Below are 14,821 nucleotides of genomic sequence, written 5' to 3'. Positions count from 1 at the left end.
CCTCCTCAGACCCGGCCAGGCGCCCCTGTACGCCTCGCCCCTGGGCTGCCGCCCCAGCCCAGCGTGCGCATGACCTCGGACACCCGCGTATAGACGCCGGGGCTCTCAGCGCGCCCACAGCCGCTCCCCCAGGACACAAGCCCGATCAGCTTCCCCTGTGCCACGAGCGGCCCTCCACTGTCCCCCTGACAGGCGTCGTGGCCGCCTTTCTCCTCCCCGGCACACACCATGGTGTCGCCGCCAAAGGTGCCTTCGGCACTGCCCGGATACGCCTGCTCGCAGAGAGCATCACGAAGCACATGCACGCGTGCCCCCCGCAGGCTGCGCGCATAGTCGCCGGAGCCGGTGACATCACCCCAGCCGTAGACAGTGGCGGCCGTGCCCGGTTCGTACGCCTGATCGCCGGCGGCCGCCATCTGGACGACCGAGCTCTTCGGGAGGGGCTTCGCAAGGGTGACCACCGCGAAGTCGCCGGCGTTGCTGACGCTGTCGTAGTCAGGGTTCACCCAGGTGTCGCGTACGGCGATCTCCCGCCCCTGATCGGAGAGCAGGTCCGTACGGCCTGTGATGACCTTGAGGTCGCGCACCTGGTCCGGGGGCGCGCTCAGGACGTCCTCGCCCAGACAGTGAGCCGCGGTGAGCACCGTGGCGGGGCCCACCACCACGCCGTCGCAGAACTGCCCCGCGCGCGTACCCCCGAACCGGTCACGGCTGGACAGCGCCACGGTCCACGGGCTCTCGGATATCTCGACCGGGAAACCACCGACGACGACGTTGTCCGCGGGCACCGGGGTGGCGGACACGACCGTTACGGCGGTGGCGGCGACCGCAAGAACCAGCGGCCGGGTCAGCCCCCGGGAAAAAGGAAAACGCATACACGTTCCTCACTCTGGGGTGGTCATGGAAAACCCAGGGTGATTCACAACTCCGGCCCCCGCACCCGCTCAGCGCGAAGGCCCGGCTCCCCTGGAGGGGGCCGGGCCTTCGGCGTCGTACGAACGCGACCTAGTCGAGGTAGTCGCGCAGTATGGACGGGTGAGCGCTGTGCTTGACCTGCATAAACGCAGGTGGGCGACGAGCGTGGCACTCGAAATATCCTGGATTCTCAGCCGATGCCAGCTCTGCACGCGCAGTCCTGAGCGCTTCATCACGATCGCGGTATTACCTACGGCTGAGCCGGTAGATGCCGTAGGTAATACCGAGGATGACGTCCACAGCCGCCCAGAGGCCGATGATGAGGCCGACGCCGATCGCGGTTCCGACGTCCCCGGCGTCCTGACAGAGCTGGAGTGCGTCGCCAGTCAGGCCCTCACAGTCAGGATCGTCGTCGTTCGCGCTGTTCACGCCCGTGATGATCCAGATCAAGAACAGCGCCTGCACCGCGAGGAAGATCCAGAGGAAGATCCTTCGGGGCTTCTTCCTCTTGAGATCCGGGGCGGGGGGCGGGGCGCCCTCGGGGCGTGGCTCCCACTCTGGGGACGGAGTATCAGTCATCAGCCCGACCTCCCTTGATGAGGCGAGGCAATCTCCACTGCCGATACATGGTCAACGGTACGTCGTCCAGTGCCACGTCCCAAAGCTCCGGATTCCAAGCGGCCCCATGGGTGTGCCGTCGGGCGGGCAGCAGTACGGAGCGGATGTGGCCGCGTGCCTCGTGGGAGCCGTGGGCGCGCTGTCCGGCCCGCTGCACGGCGGTGCTCCCAGCCGGGCACTCGACACCCTCGACGCCATCGGCGCGCCCGAACGCATCGACCCCTGGATCCGCGAGCGCGTCCTGGCCGGCGACCGCATCATGGGCTTCGGCCACCCCGTCTACCGCACGGAGGACCCCCGCTCCCGGATGCTCCGCGAGATCGCCCAGCGCTTCGGCGGCCCGCGTGTCGACTTCGCCGTCGAGGTCGAGCGGCGGGTCGAGGCGATCCTCGCCGAGCTGAAGCCGGGCCGCGCACTCCACACGAACGTCGAGTTCTACGCGGGCGTGGTCATGGAACTCTGCGGTCTGCCGCGCGAGATGTTCACCCCGACGTTCGCGGCGGCACGGGCGGTGGGCTGGAGCGCCAACATCCTGGAACAGGCGGAGGACTCGAAGATCATCCGTCCGGTGGCGCGATATGTGGGTCCTGGGGCCCCGGTTGCCGTACCGGCGGCCTGACAACCGGCAGTCTGACGCTGGAAATATGTTCCTTTGCAAGGAAGTGCAGGCTTCGCCTTCGTCCGTCACTCTTGGGGATGTTCAGGCGGTGTGCGATTGCATTCACCTCGACACGTGATAACGAACTCGTAAAGAGGTGTATCTGCCCGAAGGCCTGAGGGGTTGGATAACTCGCTTGCGTGCCGTCAGCCGATCGCGGCTCGGACGCGCCGCTGGTCAAGGCATCGACGTATCCCGCCCGGCGTGTCGATTGCTCGGGCCTGCAAAAATACCGTCGCCGCGCAGCAGCGTTGGCAGACGCCTTCGAATTGGCGCCTGAGCCACCATTCCCCCTGCCTGAACCCCAAGACCACCCCGCCAGGAAGCAGGCACAGCCATGCCCAAGAGCGATGACGCCCCGTTCCTCGAACTCCGCATCGGCGGCTTCCGCTTGATACTCCAGCGTCCACCCGTGCGGTTCCTCACGATCGTCTCGGCCCTGGCATGCTCGGGGTTCACCGCATGGTGGACAGGGACACACTGAGGGCGCCCCGCGCCGTAATGGTGCTGTCAGTTGCCGTTTCCGCTGGTCCGCATCGCCTCGGCCATCTTCTTGGCCGCGTCCGCGCGGACCATGCCCAGGTGGACGGACGGCGTGCCGCTGTGGGTCAGCCGAGAGGGTGTGGGCAGCGTGCGCCCGATGGAAGGCCGAGGGGCTGCCAAGACACCCGGACCACTTCTCGTCGCCTCCTCACGGCCAGCGCGGTACGTGTCTATATCCATCGTCACGAGCGCCCGCCCCCAGAGTGGTCCAGCATCTCGGTGGCATCACGCCTACGGGCCCCGTAAGCGCTCAGTCCGCGACGTACGCTTCCTCCGCTGCCGCATCGTGTTCCTCGCTCCGGGCCTGTTGCAGCGTCTCCGCGATTGCGGCGAACTCCTCCAGGGCGGCCTGGAGGTCCTCGACGATCTCGGCGGCCAGCACCTCGGGCGCGGGCAGGTTGGCCGCGCCGTCTAGGCTCGGGTCGCGGAGCCAGGCGATGTCGAGGTTCGCCTTGTCGCGGGCGATCACTTCCGCGTACGTGTACGCCTTGAAGCGCTCCGTCTCCACGCGCTTGGAACGGTCCTCGCCAGGGCGGTAGCACTGCACGAAGTCTTCGAGGTGACCACGGGTGAGGTGAGGGGGTTCTGCTTGAGGGTGAAGTGCTGGGCAGTACGGAAGTCGTAAACCCACAGCTTCTCGGTCCACGGGTGGTTGGGGCGGGCCGGCTTACGTTCGAAGAACAGCACGTTGGCCTTGACCCCGCCCGCGTAGAAGATGCCGGTGGGCAGGCGCAGCAGCGTGTGGACGTCGTACTCGTTCAGGAGGCGCCGGCGGACGGTCTCGCCTGTGCCGCCCTCGAAGAGCACGTTGTCGGGGACGACGACCGCCGCCCGACCGTGGATTTCGAGCAGTGAGGCGATGTGCTGGACAAAGTTGAGCTGCTTATTGGTCGTGGTGACCCAGAAGTCGCGACGCTCATAGGCGATCGCCTCCCGGGCGGCGGAGCCGTCGTCGCCGTAGACGGTGATGGACGACTTCTTACCGAAGGGCGGGTTGGCCAGGACCAGGCTCGCCCGCTTGTCGGGCGGGGCGGCGAGGGCGTCCTTGGTGCGGACCAGAGCAGGTCCGGTGGGCTGACCGATGCCGTGCAGGAAGAGGTTCATCGCGGCGAGGCGGGCGGTGTTCCTGACCAGCTCGGTGCCCCAGATGCCGCCGCTGCTGAGGTGCTTGCGCTGCTCGGGGGTGAGCTGCTTGCCGTACTCGTGGAGGATGTACTCGGCGGCAGCCAGCAGGAAGCCACCGGTCCCACAAGCGGGGTCGGTGATCATGTCGTCCGGCGTCGGGCGGACGCAGTCGATGATGGCCTGGATCAGCGGACGCGGGGTGAAGTACTGGCCGGCGCCCGACTTGATGTCCTCCGCACCCCGGGACAGCAGCTCCTCGTAGGCGTCGCCCTTGATGTCGGTCTTCTGACCCGACCAGTTCTCCTTGTCGATCAGGTCCTTGACCAGGCGCTTGAGCTTGGCCGGGTCGTGGATACGGTTCCTGGCCCCATTGAAGATGAGGTGGAAGGTGGTGTCCTTGCGCTGGTTGCCGAGATCTTCCAGGAGTTCGGTGTACGCGGCTTCGAGCGCGGCGCCGTTGTTGTTCAGCAGCTCGGGCCAGCCACGGTTCTCCCAGACCGGGCCCTCGGGCATGATCTGCTCGCGGAACGTGGGCGGGCGGGACTGCGCCTCGTGGGCCATCTTGAGGAACACAAGCAGCGTCAACTGCTCGACGTAGTCGATGGTGGAGACGCCGTCGTCACGCAGGACGTGGCAGTAGCTCCAGAGCTTGTCTACGAGCCGGCGGGCCTCGGTCGTGGTCACGAGGGGATCTCCATGTCGAGGGTGGGCTGAGTGGCGGTGGCGAGGGCGAGGGCGTCGCTTGGAGGTGGCGGGGGCACGTCTAGTGCCGGCGCGGTGTCCGGGGTGTGCTTGCGCTGGGAGGGTGTCCGACGGGGGCTTCGGCGCCGGGACTTGGTCGCTCCGGCCACCTCGCGCTCGGCGCGGATGCGGGCGAGCAGAGTGTCGGCGGGCTCGTCAGCGGCGTCCTGTGGGACCAGATGGCCAACAACAGCCTCGGTAAGCAGTGAGCGGCGGAGAGCCTCTCCCTTCTGCGATGCATCGTCGACGGCATTGGCGAGACGTTGAACTGATTCGTCGATCTCATTCAGTGCAGCGGTCAGTGAACGCTGTTGTTGGAGCGGAGGCAACGGAATCGGCAGCGAGGCCAATTTCTTCAGGTTCAGGTTGTATTGTCCCGCGGTCGACGCAGCTTCCGCCTCAATGAGTCGCCGCCACGCACGAGTAGAGAGAACCTTGGCCACCCAAGTAGGGGAAGAAACATCCGTATTGATCCTGAAGCGGATCAAGTAGGACGCGAATGCATAGTCAGTGTCCTGCTTCGATACCGCTACTCGCCCGATCAGGTCTCTACTCCCGTTCGTGCGGACGACGAGCAAGTCGCCTGCTCTTACCTTGTAGCCCTGTAGGTCGAGGTTTGCGTCCAACGCATACTTAAGATCAGAAGCATCAATGGAGCCGCTTTGGATATTCGGAATGCGCAACACCGGAACACCAGCGCCACCGTAGCCGCACTTCGTTGACGTACCGTAACCAGATGAGTGCGAGATGTCGCCCAATCGCACCATCCGCCATTCCTCTGGGAGTACCTGTTCCGCCGCATCAGGGTCTGGTGAAGGCACCATTTCACGTTCGCGACTCGCTTTGTATGCCAGCAACTTCCTGCGCACGTCCTCCGCGTTGCCTTGTGCTGCATCGAGCCGAGACAGTTGCTCTTCGAGCGCCACAACGATGCGCCGCTGCTCCTCAAACGGCGGCAACAAGCACTCGATGTCCGCGAGCGTTCCCTGAGAAATGTTCCGCATCGAGTCCTTCGTGCCGGTGGCGCGCTCAGAGATCTGGCCTCGAATTGCTGGCGATGAGAGTAGATATGCCAGCCAGACTCGGTCGATCCCCTCAGCCGGAACAATGCGAAGACTCTTGTCACTGAGAAGCAGTTGCGGGCGGCATTTACGCACAAGCACGGAAGCTCCCACATAAGCCTCGGTGTTCGCCCGACTCAGCAAAATGTCACCAGGTCGGATCTCGTAGTCAGGGTTGAAGGGGAAGCCCGCGGGTACGGCCTTGTTCTCGGCCTCATCGAAGTTCCCCCAGGTCATAGCGCTGACCTTGATGACACCCCACTCATCAGCCGACGCTGGACGAGGTTCGCACTTGTAGGACTTACCTGCTTCGATCCGGTCGAGAATGTCGCCGAGCCGAACCCGGACCCACCCCTTCGGCAGCTCCGAAGGAATACCGCCCTCACTCACGCACCCAACTCCCGTCCCAGCTCATCCAAAATCTCAGCCCCCCGATCGGCCCCGAATTCCCTCAGGAACCCGTCCACGCCCCCGCGCTCGATGAAGGGTACGTCCTTCAAGTGCTCCGCCTCGATCGCCGCATCCGTCGCGATCACGTCCACCATCCGGTCCAGCCACCACACCTGATCCGCCGTGAACACCGCCCCCGCCTGCTCCTGCCGGGCCCGCCACGCCGCGTACCGTTCCTCCACGAGCGCCCGGTACGGCCGTACCTCCTCATCCAGCCCCAACTCGAAACGCAGCAAGCCGATCAGATCGACGACTCCAGCCGCCCCACGAGGATGCTGAGCCGCCTTACCCAGCTGCACGTACGCGTCGTACAGCCGTGCCGGCGTCCACTGGAAAGGAGGACGCTCGATCTTCCGCGCCAGATCTCGTAGGCGCCGGTAGACCTCCTTGGGGTCGCGCCGCTCGCTGAACGCGATGTTGAACGCGGCGATCTCGTCCCGGTGGTCCTTCAAGTACTGCTGCCAAGAAGACACACGCCGAATCGCCAGCTCATCAGCCGTGATGCCGCGCGCCTCCTTCATCTCATCCACGCTCACCTCGTCTATGACGATGTCGTGGGCACGGCGCATCGACATCAGCCGGTCGCGCAACTCGCGGTTCGAAGCGATAGGCTTCAGGGCCTCCAACATGTCCTGCCGGACCTGCTCCTGGCCGCCAATCCTTCGAGCCCGCTCCTGCTGGTCGGGGTCGACGGACCGGACCAGACCGCCGACGATCTCTTGGAGCGGCTGGCCGGCGAGTTCTTCGACCTCCTCGCGCTCCTCAGGAGTGAGCTGCCGATCAAGACGTGCCAGGCGGCCCGCCAGGGTGGCGAACTCGTCCTCCGTCAGCGCTAGACCGGCCGTCTTGGCCATCAGCCGCTCCAGCGGGATCTTCCGCTCGGAGACACGGTTGAGCGGGCGCGCGTCCACGCGGGGCGAGTCCGTGACGCCGACTGCGTCGACGATCACGAACCGCTCCTTGACCGCGGCGTCGGGCGTGACGGCCTGGAACTCCGCCGGGTCCACCGTCCGCGAACCCCGGCCCTTCATCTGCTCGAAGTAGGCCCAGCTCTTAACGTCCCGCAGGAAGAACACGCACTCCAGTGGCGGGATATCCGTCCCCGTGGCGATCATGTCCACGGTCACCGCGATGCGCAGCTCGGGGCTGTTGCGGAAAGCCTTGATCAGTTCGGCGGGCCGCTTCGCTGCATGCGTAATCTTCATGCAGAAGTCGTCGCTCTCGCCGAAGACCTGCCGCACCATCTGGACGATCTCGTCGGCGTGGTTGTCGTCCACGGCGAAGATCAGTGTCTTGGGTACGTGCGTACGCGACCGCTGGACCTCGCCCTCGCCCACTGGCGGAAAGATGTCCGTGAACAGGCGCTGGCGGAAGGTCTCGATGACGAGCCTCAGCTGGCCCTTGCTGATGACCTGGCGGCCCAGCTGGGACGCCTTCCACTCCAGGTCCTCCTCCAGCTCCTGGTACCGCTCCCGCCGGGTCTTCCGCTCCCGCATCGGCACGACCGTTTCGGCGGGGATCGTTCCGCCGTTCTCGCCCAGCTCTGTACGGATCCGGAAGACGTCGAAGTCGACGTTGACGCCGTCGGCGACGGCCTGCTCGTACGGGTACTCACTGACCAGGTTCTGGAAGAAGAACCCGAAGGTCTGCATGACCGGAGTGGCGGTCAGGCCGACGAGGTGGGCGTCGAAGTACTCCAGGACCGCGCGCCACTTGCCGTAGATGGAGCGGTGACACTCGTCGACGACGATGAGGTCGAAGGACTCCGGCGGCAGGGCCGGGTTGTAACCGATCTCCACCGGCTCGTCGACCAGGTCATAGCGGTCGAAGCTCTCGTCGTTGTCGTCGGCGCTCGGCACCGGACGGCCGGTGAGGGCGAGCCAGAGCCGCTGCACGGTGGACACCACCACGTGGGCGGAGCCGAGAACGGTGTCGCCTGCGAGGCGCTGCACGACGTATAGCTCGGTGAACTTGCGGCCGTCGTCCGGGGTGTCGAAATTCTCGAACTCGGTGGCGGCCTGGCTGCCTAGGTTGTTGCGGTCGACGAGGAACAGCACGCGCTTGGCGCCCGCGTTCTTGAGTAGCCGGTAGCTCTCACTGACCACCGTGTACGTCTTGCCGGCACCGGTCGCCATCTGGATCAGGGCGCGCGGGTCGTCCTTGGCTAGCGAGCGCTCCAAGCCGTCGATGGCCTTCACCTGGGCCGGGCGCAGGTCCTTCGGGTCGAGGAAGGTCTGCGGCAGTCGGCGCATCCGGGCGCGCAGGGTCGGCGCAGTGGGGTCGGCCTCGGCCTCGTCGATCCAGCGGGCGATCGTCTCCGGACGGTGCACCGCGAAGACGTCGCGGGTGCGCGGGGACGGGTCGAGCGCGTTGTGGAAGCGGACGGTGTTGCCGTCAGCGACGTACCTGAAGGGCAGGCTGGCACGCCAGGCGCTGAGCTGCTGGCTACGGGTGAGTCCGGTGGCGTAGCGGGAGGCCTGCTGCATGGCTGCCTCCAAGTCGGCGCCTTCCCGCTTGGCCTCTATGACCCCGACCAGGCGCTGATTGACGTAGAGGAGGTAGTCGGCGCGGCCGACCGCGGTGGAGACCTCCCGGACGGCGACGCCGCGGCGACCGGCGAAGAGGTTCTTGTCCTTGTCGTCCTGGACGGCCCAGCCCGCCCGGTCCAGGATCTTATCCAGTTCGTCGCGAACCTGTGCCTCGCTCATGGGAGGGCGGGCGGCTTTCTGCGCGTGTGCGATGAACTCGTCGCGCTGTGAAGCTCCGTCCAGCGGGCGGGCGGCGGACCGGAACTCCAGGGCTGGCGCGGTCAGCTCGGTGATCTTGTCGCTCAGCTCGGCGACGAGGTCGTGTAGCGCGGCCCGCTCGGCCTCGGCGCGGGCGAGCTCCGCCTCGGCCTGCGCGCGAGCGGCCTGCTCGCGCTCCAGCCGGTTCTGCTTGCCGTCGTACCTGAGCCGGGCCTCCTCCAACTTGCTACGGTAGGCACCGAGCTCGGTACGAAGCTGCTCAAGCTCGTGCCGGTCGGCGACCGTCGCCGGGGCAGGTGCGGCGGAAGGGGGTGCGGGCGCCAGGAAGACCCGGTGAGTGGTATCGGCCTGGTCAAGGGACCGGTGCAGCCAGTCGCCGAGGCGGAAGCACATCTCCACGGCTTGGAGCGCGGCTCGCACGTTCGCGTAATACTCGTGAACGGCCCGGTTGCCCGTCGCACGGATGCCTTCGAACCACGTACGCACCTGGGGCGCGAGAACGTCCGCCCGCGTAAGCGCGTTGATGCGGTCTACCTGCCTGTTGCCAGGGGCAGTGACGTTGACCAAGGTGAGCAGGTGTCGGGCCATGACCTCGCCGAAAAGGCGGGTCTTCATCATGGCCGCGTGCGGATCGGTGTGGACGTACGACTCCGCCGCACAGCCGAGCGTCACCAGTAAAGGCTCGTGCTGAAGCAAGTGGCCAAAGTTGGGCGAGCCCGCGGCCAACCGCGCGATCTGCTCGTCGTCCCCACCGGACGGGCCCACCACCGCCGTCACCATGCGTTTCCCCCAGAGTACTGGCCGTCATGTTGTATGCAAAGCCTTGCAGGATGACATGAACAGACAGCGCTGGCAAGGGATTTGGACGATGCAGCATGTTCGGCGAGTGCGGAATGTCCTGGAAGGAGACCCATAGGGGTATGCGTCGGCGCGGCGGAACAGCACGGCGAGCGCAGTCCGCTGGCCCGCGCGTGGTCAACCGCCGCCGTCGTGCTGCTTCGCGGTCGTGGCGCCTGGCTCTCGCCGCCCAGGACACGGCTGGGCCAGGAGGGCGTTCCGTGAGGATATGTTCGTAATGCTGTTGGCTCTGGATTAGAGCTGCTGGTGGCGGTCTGGGCGAGGGTGAACAGGCCGGACTCGGGCTCGGTGAGCACGCCGCGGGCGACGAGGCGTTTGAGTTTTGCGCGCAGGCTTTCGGTGTGGTTGGCGGTGGTGCCGAGGGCGCGGCAGATGTCCTTGGCGCGTAGCCCGCTGTCGGTTCCTGGCACCTCCGGCATCGATGCCGCCCGACACCGAGGTCCGTTGGCCGCAGGCGAGCAGACAGTCACGGTGTATGTGAGCGGCCTCGATCGTCTCTACCTCTCGGGGAATCGCAACCTGCTGGAATGTGCCGGCAACCCCGGGCTACGCGTAAACGAGATGGCTCCCGGGGCCGCGTGGACTACCGTGTAGTTATGAGTCGTTGTACAGCCCCACGCCGGGGGCATCGGACCGCCAGCGGACGTGCGGCGTGCCCCGCGTGCAGCGGCGGAGGCTACGGGTACTCATCGTCCCGGTCCTATTACCCGCCGCCGGCTTACACGTCGCGGAACGGTGGCAGGGGCGGCACTACCAGTGGGGGTAGTTCCAGTAGCGGCAGAACGCGAGCGCCTTGGTCACCGAGCACCTCCTCCGTGACTTACACGGCTGCCGAGGTGAAGGGGCTGACTCCTGTTCGCGACGCCGCCGTGTTGCGCGCGAGTCAACAGCCAGACCTTCGCGATGTCTTCCTCTGCCACGCATGGGATGACCGACGCGGTGCTGCCAAGGAGTTGTGCGGCCTGCTGGAAGCAGAGGGCGTGTCGGTCTGGTTCAGCGAGAAGGACATCGCATACGGCCTACCGTTCATGCGGGAAATCGACAGGGGCCTGGCGAGGTCGCGTACAGGTCTCGTCCTGGTCACCCCTGCGCTACTGACACGCATCGAGCGCGGTGGCGTCTCCGACAAAGAGCTCTCAGAGCTCCTTGCACGTAATCTGCTGCTCCCTGTCATGCACGAGACGACCTACGGCGAACTGCGGAACATTAGCCCCTTGCTTGCATCCCGAAACGGGTTCGACACGGCGGAGGATTCGATGGCAGTAATTGCCACCAAGATCGCCGAGCTGGTCGCCGTTGAGGACGACCCGACCGCACCGCTCACATCGGCGACCTAGCCGTCCGACGGCGTGACCGGGCGTCGCTCCACGTCGCCCGGCCATCAACGCAAACTACTCGGTCCCCCCGGTGCTCTTGCCCCCACCGGGGCGGTATTGGGGGCGTCGGCCACTATTCCAGCGTTGGCCGCGACGGTTGTTGAGAAGGCCTTGCGTCCCCTCCTCGTGATCGTCATGATCGTGAACATGTCTCGGGGGCCGAGCGAGTTAATCCTGACCGATGACGGTCTGCCGTCCATGTTCCGCTCGGCCGACACCGCTTCCTTGGCAGGTCAGGCGGATACGGTCCGGTGGTCCGCTCTCCAGCTGTTCATGCTGATCGTGGGAGCCGTCCTGGGCGGCGTTGACATCAAGCTCGGCAACGACCTTGACCTGGGCGCCCTCATCGCATCGATCGCACTGCTGGCCTCGCTCGTACCGGCCCTGTGGCTGACGGCGAACAACCCTCAGCGCACCTGGTACCGGGGGCGCGCGGCGGCCGAATCGCTGCGCACCCTGTCATGGAAGTACGCGGTGCGGGCGGAACCCTTCGCAGGCACCGACGCGGCGGCGAACGAGCGGCTGCTGCAGGACATGTCGAGCATCCTGCGCGACCTCCGTGACGTCGGCTGGCTCATCGACGCCGGCGGACAAGCCGAGATCACCGACGAGATGCGACTCCTGCGCAGTCAGCCCCTCCGGCTTCGGCAACAGGCCTACATACAAGGGCGCTTGGAGGCTGAGTACACCTGGTACACCTCCAAAGCGGCCAGGTTCGCGCGCATGGCCAGTCGATGGACGGCCGCGGCGTTCATTGCGACGTCGCTCGGCCTGGCGGGAGGGTTCCTGCGCGCTTTCGGCGTGCTCGACTATGACGGGCTGGGCAGCGCCTCCGCCATTGCGGCTGCCGTTACCGCGTGGGTGCAGCTCAAGCAATACCGTCCCCTGGCAGCCGCGTACTCGCTCACCGCGCACGAACTGCTCTTGGTGAAGGCTGGCTTGGAGACCCTGGCCGACGATGAGGTCCAGTGGTCACGACGGTGCAGCGAGGCCGAGGATGCTATTTCGCGGGAGCACACCATGTGGCTCGCCCGCCGGGAGGCAGCCTGAACTCCGGCCACAATGCTCGCCCGTATTTCAGTCACTTTCCTCAACCAGGAAGAGTACATCCATGCCCTACCGGCTCGACTCCCAAGACGGGACCCACTCCGAAGAAGCACTGCGTGCAAGCCTGGAGGAACTGCTCTCCGACAACACACTCTTCTCCCTCGCGACCACGGGACCCGACGGCGCGCACATCAACACCGCATTCTTCGCCCACGACGGAGAACTAGACTTGTACTTCGTCAGCGAGCGGTCCACACAGCACAGCCAGAACACGGCCGCCGACCCGCGCGCGGCAGCCACTGTGTCGCGCCAGCCGCCCGAGTACGGCGAGCACCTTCAAGGCGTCCAGCTCTCCGGCGCCGTGCAGGAAGCGCGTGAGGCGGAGACGGGCGCGAAGGCTGCTCTGGCTTGCTATCAGGGGCGGTTCCCGACGTTCGCGCAGGACCCAGCCATGCAGCAGCGCTTCCTCACCGGCGAAGGTCCCTTGGCGCTGTACCGATTCCGTGTCGAGTCGCTGACGCTGCTGGACGAGCCCCGGTTCGGGCGCCGTGTTTACGTCACGGCGGCCGTCGTCAGGTAGTTGGAGGGGCGGTCGGCTCGGTGTTGTCCGCGATGTCGATTTCCGGTACGTCGACGTTCGCGAAGACGGCCAGGCTGTCCGCGGGGTCCAAGTCGGCCGCCAGACGATGCAGTTCCTCAAGAGGGTCGACGCTGTCGGGCAGCATGCCGTCCTGGAGTTGCTGCACCCAGTCCGTACGCCGTGGTCCGCGTACCGCGTCCATGCGATCGTCCTCTCGGTCGGTCGGTCGGTCCGCCGCCCGCCACGGTACCGGCCCTCACACTCACACCCCAGCCACCTACTGACCATGACGGACCCGAAAGAGGAACCCATGGCTTCCAACGGTAAGACAGTCAGGCTCGCCCGGATCATTCCCGGCGTTCGCACGGTGATGGTGCCCTTCGATGACGACCTCATCAACGGGCCCTACGCCGGTCTCACCGATCCTGTGACACGTGTACGAGAGGTGGCCTTAGGCGGGGCCGATGCCGTACTCGGCTTTCCACGCCTGCTGACGCAGTACACGGAGAGAGGCGTGCGCCTCCCTTTCGTCGCCAACCTCACCGCGAGTACCGTCCTCGGAGTCCACACCCGCAAGGTCGCGGTGAGCTCCGTGGAACGCGCCATACGCCATGGGTGCGACGGCGTCGCGGTGCACGTGAACGTGTCGGACCGTCAGGAGCCGGACATGCTCGCGACTTTGGGTGCGGTCGCCGAGGACTGCGAACGGTGGGGGATGCCACTCCTGGCCATCATGTACCCACGGCGTGCCCATAACGGGACGGACGACAACTACCTCGAACTCAAAGAGCACGATCGCGATCGATACGCGGATCTCGTGCGCCACTGCGTCCGCATCGCGGTGGAGGTCGGGGCGGACGTGGTGAAGACGCAGTACACCGGCGATCCGGAATCCTTCGCCTCGGTCACCACAGCATCCATGGGGGTACCCGTGATCGTCGCTGGTGGACCTCGTACGTCGATCCGTGAGGCTCTGAGCAACGCGCACGGCGCGATCGAGGCGGGTGCCACCGGCGTCTGCTTCGGGAGGCAGACCTACAACCGCACCGACATAACCGGCTTCGTACGCATGCTTCGCTCGGTGGTTCACGATGACCTCTCACCGGATGAGGTGCTGGCCGGCCAGCCGAGCGTCGCCGCCGCGAGCGGGCAGTGAGTGTCACACGCACGTCGTCCCTGCGTCGTTACGTCCCGGCGCTGGGTACCGCGGCCGTTGCTGTGCTGTGGGGCACCAGCGGCGTCTTGGTCCGCGAAAGCGCGCTGCCTGCTGCCGCGATCGCGTTCGGACGGGCCGCGGTGGGCGCGGCGGCACTGTGGCTGTGGGAAGCGGCCACGCCGAGGGGCCGGGGCCGGCCGAGCATCCGCAGCTACGGGAAACCCGAGGTGCGCTCGCTGCTGTGGTCCGGGGCGCTCCTGGCCGTGCACTGGCTGACGTTCGTGATGGCCTTGCAGCGCGCGCCGGTCGGCACGGTGCTGCTCGGTATCTATCTCGCGCCGCTCGCCATCGCGGGGCTGGCTCGCCGCACTCTTCAGGAACACGTCACTCGTGGCCAGGCGGCATCGCTGGCTCTGGCTCTGGTCGGCAGCGTCTTCGTCCTCCAGCCCGGACAGACCGGCGGTCGTGACGGTCTGGCGTTGATAGCTGTATCCGCCCTTGCCTATGCGGGATCCACACTCGCCAGCAAGAAGGCGCTTGCGACCATCCCGCCTGTGCGGGTCGCTGCGGGGCAGCTGGCTATCGCCGCTGTCCTCCTGGCGCCCTGGCTCGCCGTCCATCCGGAGCCGCCGAGAGTCGTCGACCTTCTGGTCATCACCAGTCTGGGCCTCGTCTACAGCGCGCTGGCGCTCCTGGCCTACCTTGCCTTCCTGAAGCGCCTGCCGGTGACGACGGCCGGGATCCTGCTGTACCTCGAACCGGTCTCGGCACTGGTCTCCGGCTGGATCTTCCTGGGCGAGCATCCCGTGCCTCTCACCTGGCTCGGAGCGACTCTCGTACTCGTCGCAGGCATCGTGGTAAGCAAGGACTCCGTGAGCAACACCGAACAGAAGCAGGTTAGTTGAGAGCAGTGATCCGATACGGTGAGCTCAGCCGCGCGAGATCA

General features: G+C 66.3%; 14 protein-coding genes and 1 pseudogene. 7 read left to right on the top strand and 8 right to left on the bottom strand.

Going from position 1 to position 14,821, the window contains the following annotated elements; genetic code table 11:
- Positions 1-5: 5 nt before the first annotated feature.
- Both ACTWQO_RS22280 and ACTWQO_RS22275 read right to left on the bottom strand, forming a co-directional pair.
- A complete protein-coding gene (locus ACTWQO_RS22280; protein ID WP_443239091.1) occupies positions 6-875 on the bottom strand; it encodes a S1 family serine peptidase in 870 nt (289 codons plus the stop codon).
- 286 nt (positions 876-1,161) lie between these two features.
- Complete coding sequence (locus ACTWQO_RS22275) at positions 1,162-1,494, bottom strand: hypothetical protein (protein ID WP_443239090.1); 333 nt, start codon at positions 1,492-1,494, stop codon at positions 1,162-1,164.
- A 136-nt stretch (positions 1,495-1,630) separates the two neighbouring features.
- Between ACTWQO_RS22275 and ACTWQO_RS22270 the strand changes: the two are divergent.
- Positions 1,631-2,152, top strand: a pseudogene (locus ACTWQO_RS22270) (citrate/2-methylcitrate synthase); the annotation flags it as partial.
- A gap of 376 nt (positions 2,153-2,528) precedes the next feature.
- The gene (locus ACTWQO_RS22265; protein WP_443239089.1) at positions 2,529-2,675 is read left to right on the top strand and encodes a hypothetical protein; all 147 of its coding nucleotides are present in this window, start codon (positions 2,529-2,531) and stop codon (positions 2,673-2,675) included.
- A 26-nt stretch (positions 2,676-2,701) separates the two neighbouring features.
- Here ACTWQO_RS22265 and ACTWQO_RS22260 read toward each other — a convergent pair whose 3' ends face one another.
- From ACTWQO_RS22260 to ACTWQO_RS22240, 5 genes are all read right to left on the bottom strand, one after another.
- A complete protein-coding gene (locus tag ACTWQO_RS22260) occupies positions 2,702-2,854 on the bottom strand; it encodes a hypothetical protein (protein WP_443239088.1) in 153 nt (50 codons plus the stop codon).
- Positions 2,855-2,984: 130 nt separating this feature from the next.
- Positions 2,985-3,242: a methyltransferase gene (locus ACTWQO_RS22255; RefSeq protein WP_443239087.1), complete on the bottom strand. Its 258-nt coding sequence runs from the start codon at positions 3,240-3,242 to the stop codon at positions 2,985-2,987.
- Positions 3,200-4,543: an N-6 DNA methylase gene (locus tag ACTWQO_RS22250; protein ID WP_443239086.1), complete on the bottom strand. Its 1,344-nt coding sequence runs from the start codon at positions 4,541-4,543 to the stop codon at positions 3,200-3,202. The genes ACTWQO_RS22255 and ACTWQO_RS22250 overlap by 43 nt, the downstream gene beginning before the upstream one ends.
- Positions 4,540-6,051 (bottom strand): restriction endonuclease subunit S, encoded by a 1,512-nt coding sequence (locus ACTWQO_RS22245; protein WP_443239085.1) that lies wholly within the window; start codon positions 6,049-6,051, stop codon positions 4,540-4,542. Before ACTWQO_RS22245 ends, ACTWQO_RS22250 begins: the two co-directional genes overlap by 4 nt.
- Complete coding sequence (locus ACTWQO_RS22240; protein ID WP_443239084.1) at positions 6,048-9,638, bottom strand: DEAD/DEAH box helicase family protein; 3,591 nt, start codon at positions 9,636-9,638, stop codon at positions 6,048-6,050. The genes ACTWQO_RS22245 and ACTWQO_RS22240 overlap by 4 nt, the downstream gene beginning before the upstream one ends.
- 893 nt (positions 9,639-10,531) lie before the next feature.
- Here ACTWQO_RS22240 and ACTWQO_RS22235 point away from each other — a divergent pair.
- The 3 genes from ACTWQO_RS22235 (at position 10,532) to ACTWQO_RS22225 (ending at position 12,719) form a co-directional block, all read left to right on the top strand.
- On the top strand, positions 10,532-11,053 hold the full coding sequence (locus ACTWQO_RS22235) for a toll/interleukin-1 receptor domain-containing protein (RefSeq protein ID WP_443239083.1): 522 nt from the start codon (positions 10,532-10,534) through the stop codon (positions 11,051-11,053).
- 123 nt (positions 11,054-11,176) lie between these two features.
- Positions 11,177-12,142, top strand: coding sequence for a DUF4231 domain-containing protein (locus ACTWQO_RS22230; RefSeq protein ID WP_443239082.1), 966 nt, complete (start codon positions 11,177-11,179; stop codon positions 12,140-12,142).
- 61 nt (positions 12,143-12,203) lie between these two features.
- A complete protein-coding gene (locus ACTWQO_RS22225; RefSeq protein WP_443239081.1) occupies positions 12,204-12,719 on the top strand; it encodes a pyridoxamine 5'-phosphate oxidase family protein in 516 nt (171 codons plus the stop codon).
- Here ACTWQO_RS22225 and ACTWQO_RS22220 read toward each other — a convergent pair.
- The gene (locus ACTWQO_RS22220) at positions 12,712-12,921 is read right to left on the bottom strand and encodes a hypothetical protein (protein ID WP_443239080.1); all 210 of its coding nucleotides are present in this window, start codon (positions 12,919-12,921) and stop codon (positions 12,712-12,714) included. The two genes, ACTWQO_RS22225 and ACTWQO_RS22220, sit on opposite strands and share 8 nt — an antisense overlap.
- A 108-nt stretch (positions 12,922-13,029) precedes the next feature.
- Here ACTWQO_RS22220 and ACTWQO_RS22215 point away from each other — a divergent pair, with 108 nt between their 5' ends.
- Together ACTWQO_RS22215 and ACTWQO_RS22210 are read left to right on the top strand one after the other, a co-directional pair.
- Positions 13,030-13,875: a 2-amino-3,7-dideoxy-D-threo-hept-6-ulosonate synthase gene (locus ACTWQO_RS22215; protein WP_443239079.1), complete on the top strand. Its 846-nt coding sequence runs from the start codon at positions 13,030-13,032 to the stop codon at positions 13,873-13,875.
- On the top strand, positions 13,872-14,780 hold the full coding sequence (locus tag ACTWQO_RS22210) for a DMT family transporter (protein WP_443239078.1): 909 nt from the start codon (positions 13,872-13,874) through the stop codon (positions 14,778-14,780). Before ACTWQO_RS22215 ends, ACTWQO_RS22210 begins: the two co-directional genes overlap by 4 nt.
- Positions 14,781-14,821: the final 41 nt, after the last annotated feature.

Origin of the sequence: Streptomyces sp. 4N124, from assembly GCF_052245395.1 — a bacterium.
In the GTDB taxonomy this organism is placed as follows: Bacteria; Actinomycetota; Actinomycetes; order Streptomycetales; family Streptomycetaceae; genus Streptomyces.
This window is presented reverse-complemented; position numbering and strand designations above follow the sequence as displayed.

What these genes read in the sequence shown, in the direction of transcription:
- ACTWQO_RS22215 (WP_443239079.1), top strand. Translation starts at nt 13,030, where the DNA reads ATGGCTTCCAACGGTAAGACAGTCAGGCTCGCCCGGATCATTCCCGGC.
- ACTWQO_RS22220 (WP_443239080.1), bottom strand. Translation starts at nt 12,921, where the DNA reads ATGGACGCGGTACGCGGACCACGGCGTACGGACTGGGTGCAGCAACTC.
- ACTWQO_RS22225 (WP_443239081.1), top strand. Translation starts at nt 12,204, where the DNA reads ATGCCCTACCGGCTCGACTCCCAAGACGGGACCCACTCCGAAGAAGCA.
- ACTWQO_RS22265 (WP_443239089.1), top strand. Translation starts at nt 2,529, where the DNA reads ATGCCCAAGAGCGATGACGCCCCGTTCCTCGAACTCCGCATCGGCGGC.
- ACTWQO_RS22275 (WP_443239090.1), bottom strand. Translation starts at nt 1,494, where the DNA reads ATGACTGATACTCCGTCCCCAGAGTGGGAGCCACGCCCCGAGGGCGCC.
- ACTWQO_RS22280 (WP_443239091.1), bottom strand. Translation starts at nt 875, where the DNA reads ATGCGTTTTCCTTTTTCCCGGGGGCTGACCCGGCCGCTGGTTCTTGCG.
- ACTWQO_RS22240 (WP_443239084.1), bottom strand. Translation starts at nt 9,638, where the DNA reads ATGGTGACGGCGGTGGTGGGCCCGTCCGGTGGGGACGACGAGCAGATC.